Source organism: SAR324 cluster bacterium, from assembly GCA_015232315.1.
GTDB lineage: Bacteria > SAR324 > SAR324 > SAR324 > NAC60-12 > JADFZZ01.
Map to the genome: position 1 here is coordinate 52,740 of JADFZZ010000009.1, position 24,376 is coordinate 77,115.

At 44.2% G+C, this 24,376-nt stretch carries 17 protein-coding genes; 3 read left to right on the plus strand and 14 right to left on the minus strand.

What is annotated here, in order from left to right; genetic code table 11:
- Positions 1 to 242: 242 nt before the first annotated feature.
- Complete coding sequence (locus HQM11_08835) at positions 243 to 2,774, plus strand: cyclic nucleotide-binding domain-containing protein (protein ID MBF0351126.1); 2,532 nt, start codon at positions 243 to 245, stop codon at positions 2,772 to 2,774.
- A 43-nt stretch (positions 2,775 to 2,817) separates the two neighbouring features.
- On the plus strand, positions 2,818 to 3,627 hold the full coding sequence (locus HQM11_08840) for a TerB family tellurite resistance protein (protein MBF0351127.1): 810 nt from the start codon (positions 2,818 to 2,820) through the stop codon (positions 3,625 to 3,627).
- A 4-nt stretch (positions 3,628 to 3,631) separates the two neighbouring features.
- Here the strand turns inward: HQM11_08840 and HQM11_08845 are convergent, their stop codons facing one another.
- From HQM11_08845 to HQM11_08880, 8 genes are all read right to left on the minus strand, one after another.
- Positions 3,632 to 5,218 (minus strand): hypothetical protein, encoded by a 1,587-nt coding sequence (locus HQM11_08845; GenBank protein ID MBF0351128.1) that lies wholly within the window; start codon positions 5,216 to 5,218, stop codon positions 3,632 to 3,634.
- A complete protein-coding gene (locus HQM11_08850; GenBank protein MBF0351129.1) occupies positions 5,218 to 6,285 on the minus strand; it encodes an outer membrane lipoprotein-sorting protein in 1,068 nt (355 codons plus the stop codon). The genes HQM11_08845 and HQM11_08850 overlap by 1 nt, the downstream gene beginning before the upstream one ends.
- Before the next feature lie 327 nt (positions 6,286 to 6,612).
- Positions 6,613 to 6,918 carry a hypothetical protein gene (locus tag HQM11_08855; GenBank protein ID MBF0351130.1) on the minus strand — a complete coding sequence of 102 codons (306 nt, stop codon included), beginning with the start codon at positions 6,916 to 6,918 and terminating at the stop codon, positions 6,613 to 6,615.
- Positions 6,915 to 7,154, minus strand: a complete 240-nt coding sequence (locus tag HQM11_08860) for a type II toxin-antitoxin system Phd/YefM family antitoxin (GenBank protein MBF0351131.1) — start codon at positions 7,152 to 7,154, stop codon at positions 6,915 to 6,917. The genes HQM11_08855 and HQM11_08860 overlap by 4 nt, the downstream gene beginning before the upstream one ends.
- A 123-nt stretch (positions 7,155 to 7,277) precedes the next feature.
- Positions 7,278 to 9,698, minus strand: a complete 2,421-nt coding sequence (locus HQM11_08865) for an MMPL family transporter (GenBank protein ID MBF0351132.1) — start codon at positions 9,696 to 9,698, stop codon at positions 7,278 to 7,280.
- Between the two features lie 175 nt (positions 9,699 to 9,873).
- On the minus strand, positions 9,874 to 11,586 hold the full coding sequence (locus tag HQM11_08870; protein MBF0351133.1) for an FAD-binding oxidoreductase: 1,713 nt from the start codon (positions 11,584 to 11,586) through the stop codon (positions 9,874 to 9,876).
- A gap of 14 nt (positions 11,587 to 11,600) precedes the next feature.
- Entirely contained in the window at positions 11,601 to 13,157 is a 1,557-nt protein-coding gene (locus HQM11_08875) for an FGGY-family carbohydrate kinase (protein ID MBF0351134.1), read from the minus strand.
- A 15-nt stretch (positions 13,158 to 13,172) separates the two neighbouring features.
- Complete coding sequence (locus HQM11_08880) at positions 13,173 to 14,738, minus strand: glycerol-3-phosphate dehydrogenase/oxidase (GenBank protein ID MBF0351135.1); 1,566 nt, start codon at positions 14,736 to 14,738, stop codon at positions 13,173 to 13,175.
- 242 nt (positions 14,739 to 14,980) lie between these two features.
- Between HQM11_08880 and HQM11_08885 the strand changes: the two genes are divergently transcribed.
- Entirely contained in the window at positions 14,981 to 15,940 is a 960-nt protein-coding gene (locus HQM11_08885; GenBank protein MBF0351136.1) for a YegS/Rv2252/BmrU family lipid kinase, read from the plus strand.
- A 312-nt stretch (positions 15,941 to 16,252) separates the two neighbouring features.
- Here HQM11_08885 and HQM11_08890 read toward each other — a convergent pair whose 3' ends face one another.
- The 6 genes from HQM11_08890 to HQM11_08915 all read right to left on the minus strand — a co-directional run bounded on the left by HQM11_08890 (position 16,253) and on the right by HQM11_08915 (position 24,353).
- A complete protein-coding gene (locus HQM11_08890; GenBank protein ID MBF0351137.1) occupies positions 16,253 to 16,879 on the minus strand; it encodes a hypothetical protein in 627 nt (208 codons plus the stop codon).
- Between the two features lie 30 nt (positions 16,880 to 16,909).
- Positions 16,910 to 18,061: a hypothetical protein gene (locus HQM11_08895; protein MBF0351138.1), complete on the minus strand. Its 1,152-nt coding sequence runs from the start codon at positions 18,059 to 18,061 to the stop codon at positions 16,910 to 16,912.
- 170 nt (positions 18,062 to 18,231) lie between these two features.
- Entirely contained in the window at positions 18,232 to 19,710 is a 1,479-nt protein-coding gene (locus HQM11_08900; protein MBF0351139.1) for a carboxypeptidase regulatory-like domain-containing protein, read from the minus strand.
- 187 nt (positions 19,711 to 19,897) lie between these two features.
- Positions 19,898 to 21,394 carry a TerB family tellurite resistance protein gene (locus HQM11_08905; protein MBF0351140.1) on the minus strand — a complete coding sequence of 499 codons (1,497 nt, stop codon included), beginning with the start codon at positions 21,392 to 21,394 and terminating at the stop codon, positions 19,898 to 19,900.
- Between the two features lie 178 nt (positions 21,395 to 21,572).
- Positions 21,573 to 22,847 carry a fused response regulator/phosphatase gene (locus HQM11_08910; GenBank protein MBF0351141.1) on the minus strand — a complete coding sequence of 425 codons (1,275 nt, stop codon included), beginning with the start codon at positions 22,845 to 22,847 and terminating at the stop codon, positions 21,573 to 21,575.
- Between the two features lie 123 nt (positions 22,848 to 22,970).
- Complete coding sequence (locus HQM11_08915; GenBank protein ID MBF0351142.1) at positions 22,971 to 24,353, minus strand: GHKL domain-containing protein; 1,383 nt, start codon at positions 24,351 to 24,353, stop codon at positions 22,971 to 22,973.
- Between the last annotated feature and the right edge of the window lie 23 nt (positions 24,354 to 24,376).

Sequence of the window (24,376 nt, forward strand, 5' to 3'; positions counted from 1 at the left end):
ATAGGCCTATGAACTTCAATTCATAAAAGCTATACGCAAAATTTATATCATTGACAAGAACTGAGATACCCCTGAATTATTATCAGGTGTTTTTGAAGTGATTGTTCTTGCACTTGACAGGCAACCTTGTCATGAAATTGTAGAGACGTGTTTCAAACCCGTCGCTACTGGCACATAATTCTTGTTTTGCAAGGCATTCAATAACCGGAAATTTTCGGTTGGTAACGAAATTCAGGATTCAAATGAGATGGAATTCCAACCAATATTACCCGCTTGTTAAAACAAACAAGGACACCATACAAATTGCCATCATCCTGTTACAGGCCTATCCCCTGACACAGGCATCCCTGGAAATTTTGGGTAGTAAACTTCTTGAAAAACTGGAATTCGGTTTTTTTACGGGCGGGCAGGAAATTATCCATGAAGGCGATGCGGGAAAAGACATGTATCTGCTTTGTGAGGGGATTGTCGATGTCCTCGTGAATGATCAGATCGTGGTACAGATGGAATCTCCAGCCTTGATCGGTGACAAAGCTATGGTCGAACCCAATTCCAAACGAGCGGCTACCATTCGTGTTGCGGAAGGTGAAACGTTATTTCTGATCAAAATCCCGATGGGAACTTTTATCAGAAGCTATAAAGAACCTTTGCCGGATTCAGAATTTTTGCAGGAAGTCAAAATATTCTCCAATATTTTTCAGGAAATACAAAAAAGATTATTCAACTACGTCCATCTTCAAAAAAACCTCTGGGAAGAAGTCAACACCACCCTCAAAATACTCAACAGCCAATTTATTGCCAAAGCCATTGATAACCGCAAAGAACTTGAATGGTCTCATGCGACCTGGGCCTTCATAAAAAAATATCTTCATGAAAAATATAATTTTGTTTGGCCGCCCAATGTTTCGACGTCTGTTGCCAACCTGAGGGCGGAATTATACCATTATATGGAAACCCACAATCCGCCTCAACAGCATCGGGGAAATGAGACCAGTTATCTCACAAAATTACGAGATTTATGGCGAGGCTGGCTACTGGAGTTGAGTGAATCAATTTTACAGAAAATGCCTGTGGAGGAACGCACGTTTCAACTGCATGATGTCGAATTATTCAACCCGAGGAACTATCACATCCGTGTGTCTTCCATGCTGAAAAATGTGGAGAAAAGCTGTGTTCCAAACTCAGAGAACATCCCCAAAAACACCATTTTCTTTGGCACAGGCGATCAATCTCATGTCTTTGATCTGGAACAATACCTTGATTCATTTTCCCGGAATTATTCTGTCAAATATCCCAACCGGATGCAGGCCCAGGCCTCACAGCGATTAGCGATGATTGCCGCTGAATGTGAAAACCAGTTCAACTCGTCCATTGCCAAAATGCAGAAATTTCTGGAAAAGGCCCGAAGTAAATCGGTGGTTGTTTCTGACAATGAAATGGCCGCGGAACGCGTTGAAAACCAGATTCAGAAATACATCAACATGCTCCTTCAGGGATTTGCCGCTTTCCGGAAAAGCAATTTGAATTGGGCTCCACCAAAGTCCGGCGCCATCCGGTTTTCGTTGACACAAACACCAACGATCAAAGATCTGATCGGCTGTTCCAGTTCTAAAACAAAAAAAATGGAAATCAGCCATGCCTTTCAACGACTGACCCAAATTTTCCAACTTCAGGGAAAAAATGTTTCAGAAGCCTTTATCCGGGAAAATTTCCACTTTTGTGAGGGCACCCTCGGGGACGATGTGGGAATTTATGAGTTATCCCGGGATTACTGGATTCCCTTATCAAACAGTATTGCGCTCATGCGTAACATTGACAATCTGGGCATGCTCAAACCGGGGGTGATTCTGGGCGGAAAGGAATGGGCCGGTGTTCAGTCCGGGGAGGATCCGGGGATGTTCCTGAGAGTGAATACCATGCAGTCTACCCTGTTTATGGTTCTGCCGGAAATCGCGCTTCCCTGGCATGCAGATCACTCACCTAATTTTGAAAAATTTGTCAATCAATATCTGCCTGTCATGCAATGGCTTATGGATAAACAGATTGAACATTTGCTCTGGTGGAAAGAACAAAAAGAAACTGTGCAGCAGAAAGTACTGAATATCCAGCAGATCATCCATCTTGAAAAGCGGATGAAAACCCTTGAAACCTCGCATGTACAGCCTCATCCAAAGGTGTTTGCCGCGGTATGCCGCTTGTTGAAATCCCGTTTTGGCATCAGCCTTGACCCGAACAACAGCATCCACTTCGATGTGCTCTCCAAAAAATTGTATAATGATCTGCTACAGCAGATTGGACAGACCTTTCCGGCAATGCCGATTGAAGAGCGTGGAAACAAGGTTTACACACAGTGGCGGTTTATTTTGAGCGAGATTGTGCACTTATTGGAACAACTGCAGGGAAATAAAATTTCAACCCGGGCTGATTCTGAAGTCATGACCGCGCTTATCAATGATTTTCAGCAACTGGATAGGGAAATTCTGCATGAATCAAAACACACTTATGAATCCTTCATATCGGAAACACCGGAACTATCGTTGTCGGATATGCTGGAAGAAAAAGTGCTGTCGAACACCGATAAAATGATCGAATATTTTCAAAAACGGCTTGAACTCCTTATCAAAAGAATTCATCAACTATCCAGGGAATCGTTTAAGTTCCAGTTAGAGTTGGATAATTTGGAACAGCAACGTCCCCAGACAGAAGAAGACTCTGCAAAACAGAAATATATTTCTGAGCAGATTCACAAATTGAAAATGGTTTTACAAAAATAGAAAATCGACTGAAATTACTAATATTTTTTAATCAAGAGGGGTTGTGATATCAAAAATTCTGGAACGTTTGTCTCAAGGTGATGATAAGAAAATAAAACAATGGGTGGTGAAAATCATCATTGGCGCCATCATCGCGGACAAGGTTATCCATAAGTCAGAAATCCCTTTTCTGGTCAATTTGTTTGAATCGCTCAAGGATGATCCTGAAACATTGTCCATATTTTTCAATCATTTGAAAGAATTCAAGACTTATCCCATTGAACCTCTGGATAAAAAACCAACAAACGCTGAAGAAATTTTTTCTACCATTCTCAAGATTTGCCGATCGGATAACCAGTTTCATGCCGAAGAAATCAAATATTGTCACACCGTTGGTTCCATCATGGGGCTATCTCCCATGGTCATCGGTCGAATGATCAAGGAAACGGATGCCAGTGCCAAACATCAGGCTTTTTTTGAGTTGCTTCAGGGATTGAATGCGGAAGAGCGCTTCTGGATGGCAGAAATTATCATGAAAATTATCAAGGCCGATGGCAAAGTGGATAAGAAAGAAATTCCCTATCTCAGCCACCTGTATGACTTGCTGGATGGCTCTTCTGAAAAGATGAAAGAGATTGAACAACGTTCTGAAAACCTCGATCTTGAAAATTTGCAGCCTATGAATTTTGATAAATCCAGATCCAGAGAGATTTTGACGCATGTGATTGAAATCAGCATGTGTGATCGGCATCTGGATCAACGGGAACTCGATTTTATTTTGAGCATCTCTGATAAAATCAATTTCCCGCACGAAGACGTGGCTGCGATTGTTGAAATGGTAAGAGCGGCAACTGGAATTATGCCACTCAGGTGAGTCGTTAAAAACTGTATTTAACGCCAGCAATCAACCGGTCATTGTTACGGAAAGGATAAACGAACGCGTCTTCCACGGTTGCGTCATACACCACCACCCCACCGGACAGTTGCAGTGCGTCCAGCATGTCATAATCCACGGTAAACCGATACACATCACCGTTATCCCCCGTGAGATGCAACCAGAAAAATCTGGAATGCACCGTATCATTCACGGCATCATGCATTAAACTGACCGACCAGGTCAATGTTGTTTCATCACTCATAATGATGTCCTCAAAATCCAGGATCTGTCTTCCAACAAATTCCAGAGAAACGGTCAGGTCGTTGATCCCTGTGTAATCTGCTCCCAACACACCTTGAAGGATATCTTTTTCAACCCCGCTTTCAGGAAAGAAATTACCTGACATTAACTGTGCCTGGATGTCATTGCGCATGTACATCACCCCGGTTTTTTGGGCGATTTCTGTTTTTAACAACCATGATCCCGTCACAATGTTTCCAGAGACACCCAGGGTTTTGATACGATTGAATTTAGGCGTTACCAGCAGTTGCCTCAACAATGGTCTGGAATGAATCGCGTCATATTCCAGATAAGGTTCATCATCATAGACATCCGCATAAATCAGGCTTGCGTCCCCGCCATTGAACGTTTTGTGTATTCGTGCCAGCCATTCGGTGTTTTCCACCGAATTTTCAGGTTCCCCGGCTTCATTCATTTGCAAGCCAGCCTGTCTGAGTAAAATATACTGGTCAAAATCGGAACCCTCTGAGCCAGTTTTGTTAGGACGAAACTCATGGATTGCGACCGCGTCAATCTGCCACCCGTCCTGAACCCAGTAAATCCGTGAAGCTAACACAGGAATCCGCATGTCTTCAAGAGTGGTTTGCCCCAGTTCACGATTGTCACGTGGATTCGCCATATCAACCACCTGACTGCCTTCTGACTGGCCCCAGGCAATGATCTGACGGCCCAACTTGAGTCCGAAACCTGAAACGATCTGCCCTTCGATAAACGTATCTCTGAATTCAGCTTCGGTTTCATACGTTTCAAGAGTGGCCTCCGGAAACAGGTCACGATCCTTTTGACGGTAATAATCATCATAAAAGAAGTTACCGCTGACCTGCGCTTTCCAGTCGGCATTCAGTTTGTAATTCATGGACAAAAACAAGGTTGTCCGCATTTTGGAAAGTTCAGCATCCTCACGGACAAAACCGAAGGAATCGTCTGGTTTGAGATAACTGTAAGCCAGATCTTCCCGAACAAACCCATTGAAACTGAAGGGACTTTGAACCACCGGCGCCAGTTCCCCCAGGTCAATCTGAATATCGCCGAAGGATCCACCCGCAGGAGCAAACGGATCACTGCCCGGAGCCGTGGCATCCGTGGTCCCCCAAGCGCCCTCAGCCTCAGTGTCGTCACTGGACATTTCCTCAGTCTCTGTCTCATCAGCCGCGGTGTTTTCCTGTTCCACTTGCGACTGATCTTTCAAGGACTCTGTTTCTGAATCCTGTGCAAAAGCCGGAGAACCGGAAAAAATATACAGCAAACTGATAATCAGTGGCATCCACATTTTTGTATAGCTCCGCATCACAATCCCCGTTCCATTCGTTGAGTAGAAAACATATCTTCATCCACCGGTTTGTTGTAACTGATACCCTGGTTTTTCAACACAGTCGCATGGGCCTTCACCCCATTCTGGGTTGTGACCATTTGTAATGTTTTTCCTGTCCAGATGTTATCAATTTTTTCAATATCCGAGATGGTGAGATATTTTATTTTTTTACCTTTTTTCACCCAGAACATGCCTCTGACCACCATGAAATTGTCTTTGCGTACCCAAACCTGCGACTTGAGGTAGCCGGTTTCATCCAGAACCTTCTCATTAAATTCCGGTTTGGGCGTGGACTCAATGACCCAGGTATCGGCACCGTCAATCATTTCACTTTCCTTCACGAACGCATAATCGTAGTGCTTGATATTGATTCCTTCGATATCGGAATAGGTGAAATCACTGCCCATGAAGGAACCTGCCTTATCGGATGCGGCAATGCGTTTCACCTTGCGCAAGGCTGGAAGATATAACCATGAGTCATCTTCCTTGGCATCATCTTCCCAGTCATAAGACAGAAATGAGGTATCCTTGACATCTGCCGGTGTCAGAAAAAATGAAATGGATTTCTTCACATCCGGATATTGTCTGCGGAACATCTTGGTTTGTCGAACACGCTGGTTTCCATTCTTATCAATCAGGATCATGGCACTTTCAGAAATACTGGTTTCGCCCGTATCCCGTTTATCCACTTTGACCATAATCTCCTGTGCTGACATATCAGCCGCATGAAGCGCGCCCATCACCACAAACATTCCACAAGCAAACAACAATATTTTTTTCATAGCATCTCCCTGGATAAAATTAACAACTCTTGTTACGCACTGCCGGGTTCCATGCTCTGCGTGGCAACCCGCCGATTGCACAGCTCCTGCGGTGCGGGACGCAAGAGTGGCGGAAAAAGCGTCAAGCGAAGGATAACGTTCCAGCACTTCCCGGAAGATACGGCATCCCTCCACCGTTTCGGCTTTAATGGCGACATGCACGATAATATGCAACAGTTTTTCCGGAATATCGACACAAATTTGGTGTTTGCGGCCTTTCACTTTTTTTCCTCTTACGTGTATGAATCTTGCGGGATATGCAGAATTCTCATGTTCCTATGGACTACCATCATCGTTACGCCAATTCTCAGGTGATAGTCGGTAAAGAAAATACCGGAATCCTTTGAATCTCCAGAGGATCGCCCTCAAGGATCGGAGAATCCTTTAAGGAACCAATATGTTTTTTTAAAGATTTGCGGGGCGGATCATCAACAGGTTTCAGCAAGGTTACGATGGCTTGCATGGGTTGTTCAGGATGGCTTTGATTATTGTTGGAATTCGCTACGCTCTCCCCAACCTACAAGTTCCCTGATGATTTGCTTTTTTTAATCAGGAAACCTTGATTTCCTCCACTTTAACGACAACCAACCGTTCATCACTAATCAAACAAACAGCTTCATAGCCATCATAAATAGAAATGCGTTCCAGTTCCCGATAATCAATCCGGAAAGAAATAATGAGAGGAGAGGAATTCAAAACACGAATCCCTGGAAACTTCATGATTTGTTCTTCATGGAGTTTAGCCAATATTCGATAGCGATTCACGATAGCAATACGGTGAGATTCTGTTCCTTCTTTGATTTTTAAAGAATTCAAAAAATCATTAGCTTCCTGAGTGCGTTGGATGGCTCTCATTCCAACCCCTCATCCTCATCGGGTAACAAAGGGTAATTGGGATCGGAATGAATCTTTTTAGCCAGTTCCACGGCTTGAATTTCGTGTAATTTAAGAGATTCTTGAGACAGAGTACGATAGGTTTCAAAAGGAATAACGACAGACTCTGGTTTTCCTTTTCTTAAAATAATGACAGGGTCGGGAGCAGAAATGATAGCATTAAAATATTTTTTGGCTTCAGTAACGGTGTATTCCATAAAAACCTCTTAGAAATATCTGCTAAATGACTTTTGATCTGACTCTTGAAAGAGATAACAAGCTACCCAATGAGAGGCAAGTTCTTTAAAAAACGATTGAAAATCATTCATAAAGTTCCCTGTTCATCTTTTTTTCTTACCAGCCTCATCCACCCAGGTTAAAAGTGCCGGAGACAGATTGACATCCGCCAGAAACGCGATCAATAAGGCCAGGCCTGTGAGCAGACCAAAGTTAAAGAGATTGTTCATGGAGGCCAACATATACACCCAGAACCCCAGGGTCAGCACCGTGCTGGTGACCAACATGGCCATTCCGGCTGTTCCCAGAGTTTCTTCAATCGCTTTTTTAGAGTCCCCATACTGATTGAGGTAACGCATGTAGTTGTGGAAAAAATGGATCGTGTCATCCACCGCCAAACCGATTGCGATCGAACCAATCAACAGCGTGAACATATCCAGTGGAATGCCGACCAACCCCATCATTCCCAGGGTGATGACGATCGGACTCAAATTGGGGATCATCGAAAGCAATCCCAGTCCGAACCGGCCAATCAGGACAATCATCATCAAGGTGATCACCACCGCGGCAATCAGGTAGCTGGTGATCATGCTCTTCATCATGATATTGACGGTTTTGGCGAACAATTCAATCATCCCGGTTGTTTGAATTTCAACCTCAGGTCCAAGTAGTTCATGGGCTTTTTTCTCCAGGGCTTCCAGAATGGGCATATAGCTTCTGGCCTCTATCCAGGGCGTCTTTATGGTAAGTCTTGTTTTGGAAAATTGACTGTCCACAATATCTTTCAAATCGTCAGAACCAGAGTTTTCAAACAGGAGAAACTCCTGAGCGATCAATTGCCGGTTTTGAGGAATCACGTAGTTTTCATGTTTGTTTTCCCCCAATGCCTGGTTGATTTCCTTGAGCATGCTGGCCAGCGATAAGGCTTTGCCCACAAAGGGCGCTTCCCGTTGTGTCGGCGCCAGAGTTAAGGCGTAGTCCTCCAGTTCGTTGAGGGCATTGAGAACCTTCGGGTCATACAATCCATTTTCTTTTTTGGTATCAACTATCATTTCAATCGAAACCGAACCTTTCATGATGTCGTCCATCGCCTGGGTTTGCTGACGGATTTCAGAGGTTTCAGGGAACCAGATCAAGGTGTTGTGCTCCAGCCTCAGCATGGGTAAGCCCGTCATTGCCAACACCGTAATCACAGTCCAGATCCCGATGCTCAATTTATAATGGTCATGAGCAAAGTCCCCGACGGCTTCCAGAAAGCGGACCGTCAAGGGAAGTTCCTCCGCATCCTGATGCCCATGGTGCCTCACCGGAAGAATCGCCAGAAAACAGGGCAGAAACGTTAAGGTCAAAAACAGGGAAACCATGACACCGAAAGCGGCAAACATTCCCAGATCAGCAATCGGAGCAATTGCGGCTGTCGCAAAAGAAAGGAGGCTCGCGGCAGTGGTCAAACTGGTCATTGCCACTGGCAAGGCGGAATGTGCCATGGCATCCATAATTGCCTGAGCCTTGTTGCCCTTATCCTTGTGATAATCCTTATAAAACATGCTCATCATGTGGACGGAAGATCCAATCGAGGTCGCCAGAAGAAAGCTGGGCAGGATCTGCGTCGGCAGCTTCAGCGCGGTATGGGTCAGGGCCATCAGGCCCAACGTATAAAGGAAACTCAGGATCACTGTCAGCAGAGGCAAGATCACTCCGGTAACCCTGCGGAACATGATGAACAAAAAGATGGCAATGCCCGCAATGGCAAGCAACGTGAAAAACCGCATGTCCTTCATCATCGACCGCTTCAGGTAATCTGTGACAACCGGGGTTCCCGTGAAGGAAATCTTAAAATCCGGGCTTTCATACTTAACCTTGATTTCGTGAATTCTGGCAATAATTTCACTGTTCTCTTTGTCAGAAAGGGGTTTGGGTTTTTCTTGAGATCCTGTCATTTGGGTTCCGGTATCCAGAGCACCACCGAATTCAGGTTGTCCCTGTGAAGACCATGCGGAAGTTTGAATGGCAATGACCGTATGCCGCCCGTCTTCAGCGATCAAAAAGTTTTTGTAGAGCTTGTTTTGAAGTACATACGCCTTAAACTCGGCCAATTCTTCATCCGATTGAGGCAATTCTTCCAGAAGATCACCGACAATCAGTGAACCTTCATTGCCAATAGTTTTTCTGGCGCTGACCAGATCATTGATGTCATTGAGATTGGGGACGGTATCCTCAAGTTCCTGATGCATTTCCTTGAGTCTGGTCAAAAAATCGATACTGAAAAGATGGTCTGACTCAATCATCAGGATGATCATCTCATCCCGCCCGAACTGATCCCTGAACGCATTGTAGGTAATGAGCGACGGGTCTTCGGGATGGAAAAAACCTTCCGTGGACGTGTCCACTTTCAGATTACGGATCTGCGAAATCAAAAACACGCTGAGCACCAGGATCAAAACAGCAAAGATCCATTTATTATTTATGACCAGTTTTGCCCAATTCAGGAAGGCTTGATCAATGCTATGACGAATCTTACTCATTGGATTTCTCACAATTGGAGGTTGGGAATGATTGGCGGAACCAGGGTGGTTTGTTTTTTATTACCGGGGACGTTAATGAATCCTCTTCGGTCTTGTAAAATAGACTTTTTGAGCATCTGAAGCATGTGATGTCTGGCAAATAACTTTGATTGATAATGGGTAGCATACCGGTTCATCATTCATATTCACGTTTCAGGGTATCAAGCCCCAGCGTTCCGCCGGGATTCATGATATTGTTTGGATCGAGGTGTTTTTTAATCGCTCTGAGAAGCTCCATTTGTTCCCTGCCAAGATGCTTTTCCATCCATGGTCCAATCATTTTGCCGACACCATGATGGTGGCTCAGAGAACCGCCATGCTGATGAATGGCCTCAATCACACCATCCTGAAATTTCCGGTATTCTTCCAGATCATCTATTTTGGCAATGAAGATGAAATACAGATTGGTGCCCTGTTGATAAAAATGGGACGCATGCGTCATGCAGATTGTGTTCGGACGTTTCTTGATAAATTTCCGTACTCCCTGATGCAGGATATGCAGGTTGTCCCAGGTGACACCACTTTCCAGCGTGTCGATCACAATTCCGTAATCGTTGAGGTCTTCCCGCATGTAGGGGTCCGCAAAACGGCCATGTTCCCACTGCGAAACAGGGAAACCGCCCAACATCAATCCCCGATTTTTCATGCAGATCCACTGCACTTTCTGCTTCACCAATTTCGCGAAATCAGGATCTCCGTCTGCCTGCCCCAGGAATAGACAGCGTTTCATCGGACTGTAACCGCTGACTTTCATGAGTGTGTCCAGGGGAGTGCCTTCGAGTCCATAAAGTTTTAGTCCGACATCGGTTTCTTCTTCATCGGAAATTCTGAACAACGAAGGACTGCCAAATTCCCCCTGGCTAATCTCTCTTGCGGCACTGACAGCGGCCTGCCAGTTGGGAAAAATGAATGCGAACCGTCGGGTATTTTCAGGAGTATACCGGAAAATTTTCATAGTCACTGAAATCAGAACGCCAAAACTTCCCTCACTCCCCATGAAAATATCATTCACTTTGGGACCCGTCGCTGTTGCTGGAAAATCATGTGTTTTGAAAACGCCCTTGGGTGTCGCGACTTCCATGCTCATCACCATGTCACAGGCATCTCCGTAATAAGAAGAATATTGCCCTGAACCCAGAGTGACAACCCAACCTCCGACTGATGAATATTCAAAGGACTGTGGAAAATGCCCCCCAGTGAAGGCCTGTTTGGCATTGAGTGTCACTGGCGCGTTATTGAGCAGTCGTTCATAATCCGGTCCCATCATGCCGCCTTCCACAGTGATGGTCTGATTGGTTTCACTGAATTCAAGCACACGGTTCATGTAGGTGTTCATCACCAGAGAAATTCCACCTTTGACTGATTTGAACCCCATGTTGACCGACGAACCGCCGCCATACACATAGAGCGGAATTTTTTCCTGGTCACAATATTGGACCAATCCCAGAATATCTTCCCGACTTCGTGGATGTACCACCACATCCGCCACTTTCCCATTGATCCCACGACGCAGTTTCATGGCTTCTTCCGCGGTTTTTCCATTGGAGTATTTGACCCGGGAATAATCATCGGTCGCCACATTGGCTTCTCCGACAATTTCCTGCAGGGCATGGATCTGTGTCGCTGTGAGTTGCGGGGGCGTTTCACAGGCAACCTTTTCATTGCCCGCCAGTTTTTTTTCTTTGAAGTCCTCATCGGTCATCCCGAATTTTTTCTTCATCATCTCATACAGTTGATGGCTGGGATGTTTGTAGGCCTCAGGGTTTCCCCATTTGAATATGGAACGGTAGCTTTCGGGTTCAGGCGCTCGATGTTCCCAATTCGGTTGAAAAGATTTAGAAAGTTTCATGGGTCGCTCCTTTGTCATTGAAGGATGGATGGATATCCTGTGATGTCGCGTATTTCCTCATAAAGTGGCAACAACACAGGATAGATTTTCTGATACACACGATTGAACATCTGGTCATAGATTTTTACATTTTCCTGAATCGGATAAAAAGTCTGGTCATACTGCACCATTTTATTGATGGCTTCCTTGAAGGAAGGAAAAATCTTCAAACCAACCGCTGTCACAATGGCGGCCCCGAGACCGGAAGTTTCATGGGTGCGTCCGCGAACCAGCGGCAGATTGAATACATCCGCGGCAATCTGACAGATTTCAGCGCTCTGCGAGGCACCTCCCGAGACAGCCAGTTTTTTCATTTTTTTTCCTGTCGAACTTTCAATATGCTGTAAACCGTCCAACAGCGCATAACACAAGCCTTCAATCACCGCACGATAGACATGGGCTTTTTTATGGACATCGCCAAAACCGATCATGGCGCCTTTGGCTGACGGTGTTTTGAGCCCCGGGGACCAATAAGGCTGAACGATCAGACCCATGGCTCCCGGAGGCGACTGTTTGAGCAGATTGTTCAACACCACTTCCGCAGGAACGCCCTGAGCTTCGGCTTCCTGAATTTCCTGAAAGGCAAATTCATTTTTAAACCAGGTGATCATCCAGAAGCCACGGAAGATTTCTATTTCAGGATTATAAAATCCCGGAATTGGCGCAGGATAGGACGGCATGAATTTCTGGGGTTCACGATAATCTTTGGTGGTGGTTTGTACCGTTGCTGTGGTTCCAAAACTCAAACTGGCCATATCCTCGTTCAACACGCCCATGCCCAGTGTTTCACAACCTTTGTCCGAGGCGCAGGCAATCACCGGAGTTCCTTTGGCGATGCCGGTTGAGGTGGCGGCGTTGTCTGAGATGTAGCCAATCAGTTCACCGGGTGGTACCAGATCAGGCAGTTTTTTGCGTTCCACAGGAAACAGTTTTCGGCTCATATCCGTTTTGGATGACCATTTCTGCTTTTTGTAACTGAACGGAATGTGCCCGATCTGTGATCCGATTGAATCGATGTATTGTCCTGTCAGTCGAAAATTCAGAAAACCCGAAACCTGTAGATATTTGTGGGTTTTCAACCAGATTTCCGGCTGATTTTGCCGGATCCAGTTGCATTTGGCATCCGTTTGACTTTTCAGAATCGGTTCATCCATTCCTATCGTTTTAAACACAGTTCTCGTCACAAGGGAGGGATGATAAACAGGCTTTGCTTTGCGTTGATCAAGCCAGGTGATCACAGGTCGCAGGGGGTTGCCTTCACGATCCACATTCACCATGCTGTCACGCTGAGTGGTCACACCGACACCGGCGACTTTCGCAAACCATTCCGGATGTTTTTCCTTCAAGGCCAAACTTGCTGTGCAGACGCTGTTCCAGAAAATTTCAGGATCCTGCTCGGCCCAACCGGGCATTGGACTGACATAAGGCTCATACTGCACCTGTTCCTTTGCCAGCAAGTCGCCTTCGGGTGAATACATCAGCACCCGCAAACTTTGAGTGCCGCAATCGATTGATAAAATTACCTTGTCCATTGTTATTCCTCCCGGTTACAGAGTGACGCCCTGAGGCATGGAATAGGATTGTTGCCACAATTCCTGATAGGCGTTGATTTCTTTCTGCCAGCGTTCCTCGTCCCATTCCAGCACAGAGCCACATAATTCCCTGACCCGATCCAGAATATTTTTTCCGCCTTCAGGCAATAACAGTCCCAGGCGAACACGTCTCAACAGCAGATCGCTGAGGTGCCTGATCTGCTCATTCTTTGCGGTGTAACGCAATTCAGCCCATAACGTTTCAGTGCCGGGAATCTGAGTCAATTCCTCAAGTGAAGACATGGCGATCAACTCCTTCACTTTCAGGCCATACCTTCCTTTCAGTTTTTTCCATTGCTTGTCCGTCAATGTTGAAGGTTTGGGTTCAGGATTGTTTTTCTGGTCAAAAATGTCGCCTTCGTCCATCTGCTTTACCGGAAGAAATTCCAAGGCTTCTTTCAGCGTGTCCACAGCCAGTTTACGGAAGGTCGTCAGCTTGCCGCCGGTCACAGTGACCAGACCTTTGTCAACCCAGATCAGATGTTCCCGTGATTCTTCCGAGGGATTGGCTTTGCCTTCACTCAGGACAGGTCGAACCCCCGCAAGGGTAGCCAGACAATCTTTTGAAGTGATGTTCATTTGGGGAAACGCGTAATGCACAGCTTCCATAAGATAATCCACTTCTTCTTTTGAAATGGAGGGGTCGGTATTGATCTCTGTTCCATGATCCACATCCGTGGTTCCAAACAGCGTGACGCCTTCCCAGGGAAACGCGAAGACAGGCCGGTTGTCTTTGGGATGAACAAAGCTGACCGCCTGATTCACCGGCAGAACTTTTTGAGGAAAAATCAGATGACTGCCCCGCAATGGCCGAATATGGAGTTTCTGTTTGGGCGATGGATGCAACCCTTCAGCCCAGGCTCCGGTGGCGTTGATGATGGTTCCGGTTTGTATTTCCCGCAGGGTCCCTGTGTCAGTATCCATCAGGACAACGCCTGTCACCTTGCCGTTATTGTCACGCAGGATTTTTTTTGCGGTGACATAATTCAGGGCGACCGCCTCAGCGGATTGCTGTTTTGCTTCATCCAGCACTCTCAGCACCAATCTGGCATCATCAACCTGAGCATCAAGAAACTGGAATCCGCCCTTGAGTTGCTGTTGATTGATTCCGGGAACTTTCGCGACGAACTCGGATTTATTGAAATACTGATGCTGTTTTTTACCGGAAAGCATGCTGTACAGCGTCAAGCCGCTGGTCATCAACCATTTACCCGGGCCTCTGTCGGCATAAATCGGCATCAGAAATTCCAGCGATTCCACCAGACCGGGAGCTTCGCGCAACAAGCGTTCCCGTTCCAAAACAGAATCACGGGTTAAACCAATCTGCGCTTCCTTGAGATAGCGCAATCCGCCATGAACCATTTTGGAGGAACGACTGGAAGTTCCCCAGGCAAAATCCTGTTGTTCCACCAGCAATACTTTTAATTTTGAGCGGGCGGCTTCCCTGAAAATTCCTGCGCCGGTGATACCACCACCAAGCACCACCAAATCCCATTTTTCCGCGAGTTGTTCAATCTTCATGCTGTTCTCCTGTATTGTTTGTGAATATTTCTGGCTAACGTCTCAGGCGATAAAAGCTGTCCACTATTCCGGTTCATATCGTTTGATTTGAAAAAATGAAATAAAAAAACCAGGCTCAATATGGAATAATGATCCGCTCTCTGGACAGTTTGAAATGTGTTGGGCATGAACAAGAGAACATATCACAAAACTGGAGTTTTTGATTCCTATTCAATGCTGAACACTATCTATCTGTGAGAACTATGATACCGGATACCGCAATCATCATGAATCCTTCCGCTCATGACTGGGAGGCAAAAAACAAATGGCCTGAAATGGCAAAACTCTTGAAAAAACATGACATTGCCTACAAACTTTTCAAAACAAAAAAACGGATGAAAACAGTCGATGTCGCAAAAAAAATTACTGAATCAGGATTTCAGACCATTGTTATGGTTGGTGGCGACGGAACCATCAATGAAGTCATCAACGGGATCATGCAGGCAAATGTTCAGGAACGACCTAAAATCGGTTTTATCCCCTTTGGAACCGCCAATGATAACGCAAAATCATTCAATATCTGGGGCAATAATCTGGAAGAACACATCCGGACGCTGGTGGATGGACTCGATTATCCGCTGGATCTTGGGATAGTTGATGGGGAACGTTATTTTGCTGACGCCTTCACCATCGGCTACGATGCCAGTGTTCTCAAACACCGCAACCTCACCCGTAGCGAACGGATGTTCCTTTCCAAGGGATTTGAAAGCTACGTACCGAGCATGATCAAGGAGTTCCTGGTCTTCAGAAAAAACTCCGCACGTCTTAAAATTGACGGTAACTTCATGAATAAAAAAATATACAGCCTGATTGTCAAAAATACGAGAATGTATGCGGGGATGTTTGTCTTGAACGAACAAATCAGAGGCAACGATGGCAAACTCGATCTATTTTTGTTTCAGCAGGGATTTCGGTTTTGGACAGAATTAGGCAAACAAATCACCGCGAATGTGTCTGAAATGGCAGACCCAACCGGACTTTCAACCAACATTGTCCGGTTTGTCATTAAAAATTATGAGGATTATCAGGCAGAATCGCTGGAAATTGAACTTCCGGGAAAAGTGGATTCACAACTCGATGGTGAATATTACAAAACTTCTGACAAATATTCGATCCAGTGTGTTAAACACGCACTAACTTTGAGGGTGCCTTATCCCTATTGACAGTATTTCCAGGCATAGAGACGTGCGATCTTTATTAAAAAATCCTGTGTGTCCCTGTGTCTCTGTGGCAATAAAAACAGAGACACAAAGTAGAACTAATTTGAATGAATATCATCAATCATCACAACGGTCGCATAAGACGTGTCACCAACATTTGTGACAATAAAGGACACTGTAACGGGTGAACCTATCGATGATATATCAATTGCCACCGGGATATTCCCTGTTTCTTCAGCACCAGCCAGACCAGGTGATTATGGAAGATTCAAATATCTATTTCTGGAACAGCAATAGACGCACCTCAGGCAAAATTCAGTTTTTAATGATTTCGTAGCTGACTTTTACATTTTCCAGAGAATCCCACTCTCTGAGAGATGTTTCCATGGTCCAATAAGAATCAAACCGGTGACAGGGATAGAGACTGATCGATTTATCTGGAAATTGAAAATAGGTGAGTAATTCCAAAAAATCGGTTTTAGGATAGAATTCCGCTTTCAATTTTCCATCTTTCAAAATGATAAAGCCGCCTGCCAGATCGGAATTTTCCAGAAAACTCAAGGTCGTTTGTCGCGTGTCGAGATGCTGGATGTGACTTGTCGCCGCGGCCTTTGAAAAACTTTGACGACCTGTATAGTCATCGGGAGATGCAACACTGAGTAGAATACCTGGAAGTTCAGTTCCGTTGAACATGGTATGGGATTCCAGTTCATCAAACTCATCATAGGCCCCCAGAGCCTCCCGTGCGACAGGATCATTCAACAGGCGTTGATGAAATTCGAGATCATGTGAATAAGAGTCAGGATTTTTTTGAAAGTCTTTTAATTCCTGTTCGGTAATAGGGACTCTGGGGCTATTCAGCCGTTGCTGGGCCATTGTTTTTTGTACAAAGACCTCCATCACTTCCTGAATCTCATTCTCAATTTTATTAGTAGTTTTCATAATCCCTCCCTTTCCAAGTGAGTAACATGATTAAAAATGTTTTCTCCATATCGAAGCACATCGTTGCACGGTTTCTTTGTCAGCTTCATTCCGAATACCCACCTGATCAAGCAGGTTTTCCCATTCTGAGAGTTTTGCGATGCGCCGGCATGAAGTCCTGCCGCATTGTTCCTTGAGTTCAGTAATCACATGGATGGGTATCCCTGCTTTTCGCATTTTTTCAAAGACCAGATCGTCAAGTTCATACTCCTGGTGAAGAATGGTGTCTCTGATAAACGCATCCAATGCCTGCTGTACCTGAACTGGATCTTTTTCTTTCAATGCAGGACAGCGCTCTCCATATTCTTCGATCAGGTTTTCATAGAGATACCTGCACAATTGTGGAAGATGATTTTCAATTTCATCTTTAACGGCTGTTCGAGTGGCCCATCCCAAAATTCTTAACCGTGCGATGCCCTGAAGTGTCTGTCCTTGACTGGAGTGCTGTATGAGTAGCGTCGGAGCAGGGTGCTTGTCAAAATATTGATCCAATCTTGACTTGATCAAGTCACTGACAGAAGGGCCTTCCTTCTCTGCTTCGCGCATCAGTTTTTCAAAAAAGTCTTTTATATAGCCATACGGTCCCAAAATCCGTGGAACAAAGCAGGCTTCGATTAAACAGGATTCTGGTTTCTGCCTCCATTTTTTCAACGGAAACATCTGTCGTTGCTCAGATCGGCCGGTCAAGCGCACACAGGTATAATCAAAAAAAGATTCAAAGCATTCTTTTTCATCTTGTGGAAACACCACTTCAAATCCGGTTGCCGGATCCGCGTGAAATTGTCGTTCATAAAAAGCAAATTGTTTGTAACTGCTGATAAAAATCAATTGATTATTGAAACGAATCACTTTTTTCCCGATAAATGATCGGTATGCCAACAACCGAATCGCACCCCAGTAACTCTCATGTTGCCGATTTTCAAAAGGCTCGCCTGTGTCTTTCCAATACAAGGTTACCTTCTCAAGCGCCAGGCCGTTCCACGGATATTGCTGAACTTCTTTGATTTCCATTGTGTTGATGGATTGAGGGACCACATCGGTCTGTTCTTCTTCAATACTCAACTGTGACTGTAGATATGTTTCACCTAAAAGAAGTTCATTCAGGTTTTCATAAGCTTCAATCTTGTTTTGTCTCCAGTGCATGGCTGATCCTTTCAAATGAAGTCATTAGCTAATCTCTTAAAGCCTTAACAAAAGCACTTAAAAAGGTCGACCTCTTTTGAATAATGAGGTGTCATAACGGCCACTCTCCTCAAGTATTGACATGAAAAGAGTGGCTGATTTATCAACGTCAATGGATAAAGCCCCTGAGTTTAATCATCTTCATGTTCGCTGACATAAATCTGCTTATCGAAAATGCCATTTTCCCTGATAGTGGCTATAAGCACTTTTTTCATGCCATCAAGGGAAACCGCATATTTTCCCGGAACAAGCGATTCAAGAACATACCCGAATAAACTGGTGGTCCGTGTGAAACTGTTTTCAGGTCTATCAAGGGAACTGATGGTTACCTTATACCCTTCAAGGGGCGCACGGGAACGTGCATCCAAAACTTGAAGAAACAGGGTTCCATTGATTTGTGCCGTAATATGAAGGTCTCGGTTAAAATTAAAGACCAGTACATTTTCATGGTGTCCCAATTTTGCTGGAGAAACCGCATCTGTTTTCAGCACGGTTAAAGAATCTACATTTACAGCAAACTCAATCACCGCCGTTGTGTCGGAAAAATTCACATTCTTGATTGCCGCAATCCATTTTCCCTCTTGATACAGGAACTCCTGTGATGCCTGATTATAATTCATCACAACGGTCACAACACCAGATGACTTTCCACTCAATTCTCTTGCATCCTGAACCAGATGATCATGAGCCAGATCACTCAATGACACAGTCCATGTTCCTGTGTCTTCCACCCACAATCCTGTGCTCACGACAGCAGAAACCCGTTGAAAGATCATCCCATCGATTTGCTGATAGGCCGCCCCATCTATCACGATGCCAACAGTTCCTTGAATAATGGGCTGATTATCCACATAAACCTGAACTCGAAATTCGCAGGCGGTTCCTGGAACGAGAAGCATGGTTTTGTTTCCTGAAGACAATTGATTGTTTGCGGCATCAAATGTCATTTCAAAGGACTCGTGTAACGCGGCATTGTTCGCACAAGACAAGGTCGCAATAGCACGATCCATCTTGCTGAGATAGGAACCAAGCAGAGCTGACGTATTGATTGTCACACTGAAGTTTTTTTGTATTTGAGGAATCGTTTCTGTTTCCGCGACCGGAAAGAGGATCAAACCAATTTCAATGGTTTTGTTTCCAGAATTGATGATTTCTTCAGACATCCCGAAATAATGAATTTCTTCGTCCCCGGTTTCGTTGATTCCAGTAATTTCTCCACTGACTTTGGCTGTCACTCCATCAAAGATAACAAACATAACCGCATCCGTATCCATATCCCTGTTATCCAGACGAATCGCACCATCGACACAATTAATTCCTTCACGACAAGGCACTTCAAGGTCATTCTTGTCGTACTGTCTGAGAACAAATTTTTCATCAGCGGACAATACCATTGACGTTTGTGTTCTTGCGGCAGGATTCCCTGCAAGTGCTGTTTCAGACGCTCGATCCGATTTCAAAATGCTGATTTTCAAGGCTTGTACCGGGGCTGTTTCAGCCGGATTTTTTGCGGTTGAAGAACTTCCATTTCCGGAATCATTACAGGCATAGATAAAGAACATCAAGAAACAGGCAATCACCCCTAATCCATATTTTTTTATTGTTTCCATTGTGACCTCTTGTAGATGAATAGTGACCCCCAAACCACCATTCCAACCATTTGAAACGATAGCGATCAGGAACTATTCCCTCTAAGGAAACTTTAAGACTGAAAAACAATAATCTGGACCTGAAATGGTCAATAATGGGGGGCTAAGAAAGGAAGGTATCAGCTTTGTTTATTGATTTTAATGGTATTTATATTTTTAATTTTTTTATTTGAGTTTCTAAAAAAAGTCCTCGTTCAACAGAAATATCCAGTTGCTCCCGTTTTAGATCCAGTAACTCACGTTCCTTGGGATCCAGCACATCATCCGCATAGGCCATTTTGAGTAATTCGAGATACCGTTGTTCACGTTGAGAGTTGTTTTGTTCCAACTTTACCTGAGACTCCAGTGTTTTGCTTTTCACCCTTGAAATCTTTAGCTGTTTTCGTTTCAACTCTAAAAGTTCCCTTTCTTCCGTGGCAATCATATTGTCCGCATAGGCCATGCGGAGCAGTTCAATATAGACTTGTTCAGCCTGTATTTTTTTTTTACCTTGAGTACTTTTTTGGGGATTTAATTTTTCGATATATATTTGATACAAATCATCAAGGCTCTTATAAGTAATGTGAACTTTGTGATCTATTTTTGAAAGATCTGTTTTGTTTGCCTCTGGAAAAATAAATGTTTTGAAATCACTTTCTTGTAACACTGCTTCAAATTTTTCACGAACCCCTTCGACACGGTTGCTACCAAGCAACTCAGCTTGACCCGTTGCATACAAGCCTTCAGGCAAGGCCTGATTGAACAGGGCCGCAAGTGTTGTCAAAAAAGTAATGGCCCCCAGGGAACTACCGCCATAGCACGATAAAGAAGGCAACCGATAATAGACCATGTTACAAATTTTAGTCGTGTTCTTTTCCTTTTCATAATACAAACTCAGCGCTGATTTGACTCCGGTCTCAATGCCTTTTCTAAAAGATTCCGAAAGTTTTTGTTCAACATTCAAAGAAAAGAACTCGACTTGAGAGGGGTTTTTTTCCTGGAGATGGGAAAACGACCAGATAAAACCTAATTGCAAAGGATTGATAACAGCTTGAGGTGGTAGGCCTGTTTGTGAATTGATAAGGAAAACACCTTTTTGATTCACACGGAAAGGCTGCTGAATTTTTTTATAGAGTAATTCAGGATCTTCTTGAAGAGTCTTTCCCCAGCTAGAAAAAAACTCAACGATACACTGTTTGGCTTTCAAAAAATATTCCCGGTTTATTTGCTGAATCTGTTCCATGTCATGATGATCCGCCGCAAAAAGGCCTCCTTTGCTGTGGATTGGCAATACTTCCTGTAAACAATCCGCAAGTAAAAAACACTCACGAAAGGCTGTCACCTTGTCGATTTCTTTGGTTGCCAAAGGATGGAGAAACGTCAAAAACCAATATTCATAACGCTCAATGATCGCTCTGAAATAGATGATACGGCTTTCATAATCATGAAATTGAGAAATTGTTTTACAGCTTTCAATCATGCGGGTTATTATACCGGTATCAGGATCTAGCAGTCGATTGAACAACGGTTGTAAATTGTTTTTTTTACAGCTCTCCTCTAATACCAGATTGTGGAACTCTCTAAATTGCAGAATTTTTTCAAACCCGATCACATCAGGATGGTCAATCTTTATCGTCGCTAAAAAAAGTTGATATAATTGTGACATATGACGCTTAATCTGAAGGTGTTATGCGTACCCGACAATAAATCTTAATTCATTTTCGGCACTTTAATTGGTTTTGTTCATATTATTCAAACCATTTTTTGAACCAGCGCACGACGCCCTGAATTCCCGCCTGTCAATGCCAGAATCTCTCCATTGCAGGTAGAAACCAGAATGATGACTATAGCCCCAAAAACTCAATAATCGTAATGGTGAGATCGTCCCCTCTGGGGGCGCCCTCGGAAAAATGATCTAAATCGGTCATCAATTTATCTAAAAGGACCTCAATGTCATCATTGCAACAACGTTTCAACAGCGATTGAAGCCGCAGATCTCCATACAACTTTTTTTGGGAGTTTTCCTGCTCTATCAAACCATCTGTGTACAGGACAATTTTATCACCTTTACGCAAGGAAATCGTTTCATGGGGAAATTTCACTCTCTCGTTGGGGAACACGCCCAGTAAAGTCCCGCGTTTTTTAGTGAAAATGAGATCCTCACCATTAGCCGGGATGATCATGAACCTGGGATGAGCCGCATTGGCGCTTAACATGGTTCCATCGTTACTGATTCTTAAAAAAATTCCTGTGACAAACCTGGTTTTAGCAGTATGGGATTCCAATTGCGTATTTAAATGCAGCATAATATTTTCAAGCGAAGTTTCCGCTAACGCCTCTTCCAGAGCCATATTGGTCAAAATGGTAATAAAAGCCGCCGCAACACCATGTCCTGTCACATCCCCCATAAAAAAATCGAAGGTTTTCGGGTCCTTTTGCTGAGCATAATAAATATCCCCGGATACCTGATTATAGGGAATATATTTGAAGGCCATTTTTAAAAAGGGCGGCATCTCACAAATGGGGAAAATACGTTTTTGCACATCTCCCGCCAGCACCAGATCCTCCAGCATTTGCTGATTTTTTTCAACTAACTCATGAGTCCGTTCTTTAACTTTTTGTTCCAAATTCAGATTATATTCCGCCAAACGATTGTTTTGATCTTCCAATTGTTTATTTTGCTGTTCGAGGAGTTGATGCTGGTGTTGTAGCATCCGGGTTTGCGCATAACTTTTGAGGGCTTCCTGAATCGTTAATGTGAGATCTGCAGAGGTCCAGGGCTTAGGGATAAAACGATAGAGTTTAGCCTGATTCACCGCATTGCTGACGGCCTTGATAGTAGCTTGCCCGGTTAACATAATTTTCAGGGTGTCTGGTGACAACGCATGAATATGTTTCAACAACTCATCCCCTTTCATGCCTGGCATGGCATAGTCACTGATCACCACAGGAATGTCATTGCCGTCCTTGAGCAGATCCTTAAACAGTTCCAGCGTATCTTCGCCACTCTCAGAAATTTCAATAGTGTAGTCCTCGTTAAAAGCATTTTTGAGTTCTGACTTCAGACTATCCAGGACAATCTTTTCATCATCCACACAAACAATAACTGGTTTACTCATGAGTCTCCACCAACAATAAAAAAGAATAATTTCCAAAAAATATCTTCTGCCGGACATTCGTAGAGACGCGCGATTCGCACGTCTCTACAGACCTGAAAATGGAGGTTGTTAAACTTATACAACTTATTCTTTTGATGTTCCTATGGGAAGCATTACACAGAAAGTCGTGCATCCCGGTTTACTTTCAAAACTAATGCTCCCTTTATGTTTTTCTACAATTTTTTTAACGATATCCAACCCTAATCCGCTGCCATCGCCAGGAGGTTTAGTTGTGAAAAATGGCAAGAATATTTTATCCTTGATCTCCTCCGGGATTCCTTTTCCACTGTCGGTGATACGAACCACCGCGTTTCCTTCAATTTGACTGATTTGAATTTCCAGAGTCCCTTTATTTTCCATAGCGTACAGGGCATTATGGAGTAAATTTGTCCAGATTTGATTCAATTCACCAAGACAGCAGTATATATCCGGGATTTCCTCATATTTCCTGACCAGATCAATCCCCTGTTTGAGTTGATGTTGATACAGGGTAATCACCGTCTCAATTCCTAATTTGATATTGCTGAGACCCCATTCTTCAAATTGTCCACCCCGGGCATAATTTTTCAGGGCTTGAACAACATGACCCATTTTTTCGGTTGCGGTCTGGATGATGTGAACACTCTGATATAAACCAGATAAGCCATAAACCTTTTGCAGTATGAATTCCGAATTCGTTTCCTGAAAAAGTGCCATAAACGGTTCCAAATTGTTATAAATCCCAATATCTATCAGGGTATCCGCAATCTTCCCTGCATGTTCAATGGAATGCTGTTCAAAATACTGCACCAGGTCTTTTTTATATTTTCTTTCATCCTTTGCGGAAAGGACTGCATCATTTTCAGTCGATCTCTTCAACAAAGCATAAAAGCATTCCCGTTGATTGGGAGTCATTCCTTCAAAATAGTCAGGCAATTGAGTTATCGTTTGTTCCAGGGCCTTGGACATCCTTCCGATTGAGGATTGCATCGCGCCAAGTGGTGTGTTGATCTCATGAGCAATCCCCGCGACCAGATGACCAAGAGCGGCCATTTTTTCTGAAATAATCAATTGATCCTGGGTTAACTGAAATTGAGCCAAAGTTTGTTTTATCTGATCATTGGATTCTTTCAGGGCGTTATTGGCCTTCAATAGTTCTGTTTGTTCGTCCACTTGCTGTTCCAGTTTTTCATAAAGCAGCCTCACCTCATCTTCCGCGTGTTTTCGCTCTTCAGTTTCCTGAACCAGGCCCATATTGGCCTGTCTCAAGGAAATCAGGATGCTGCCCGTGATGATTTTACCCAGGAGGATTATGATGATAGAGAAGCCTGTGATTAAAGGCATCAGTGTGATATGATAAGCCGGAAAAGAAGATGTCCCCATCAGGAGGGCGACCCCGCCGATCCCAAGAAAACCGGTGACAGAAACACCCGCAAACAAGGATATCTGGGCCGCAATACTCCAGTGATGGATGAACAGACGCTTCATAGGACTCGAAGATGTGGTTGATG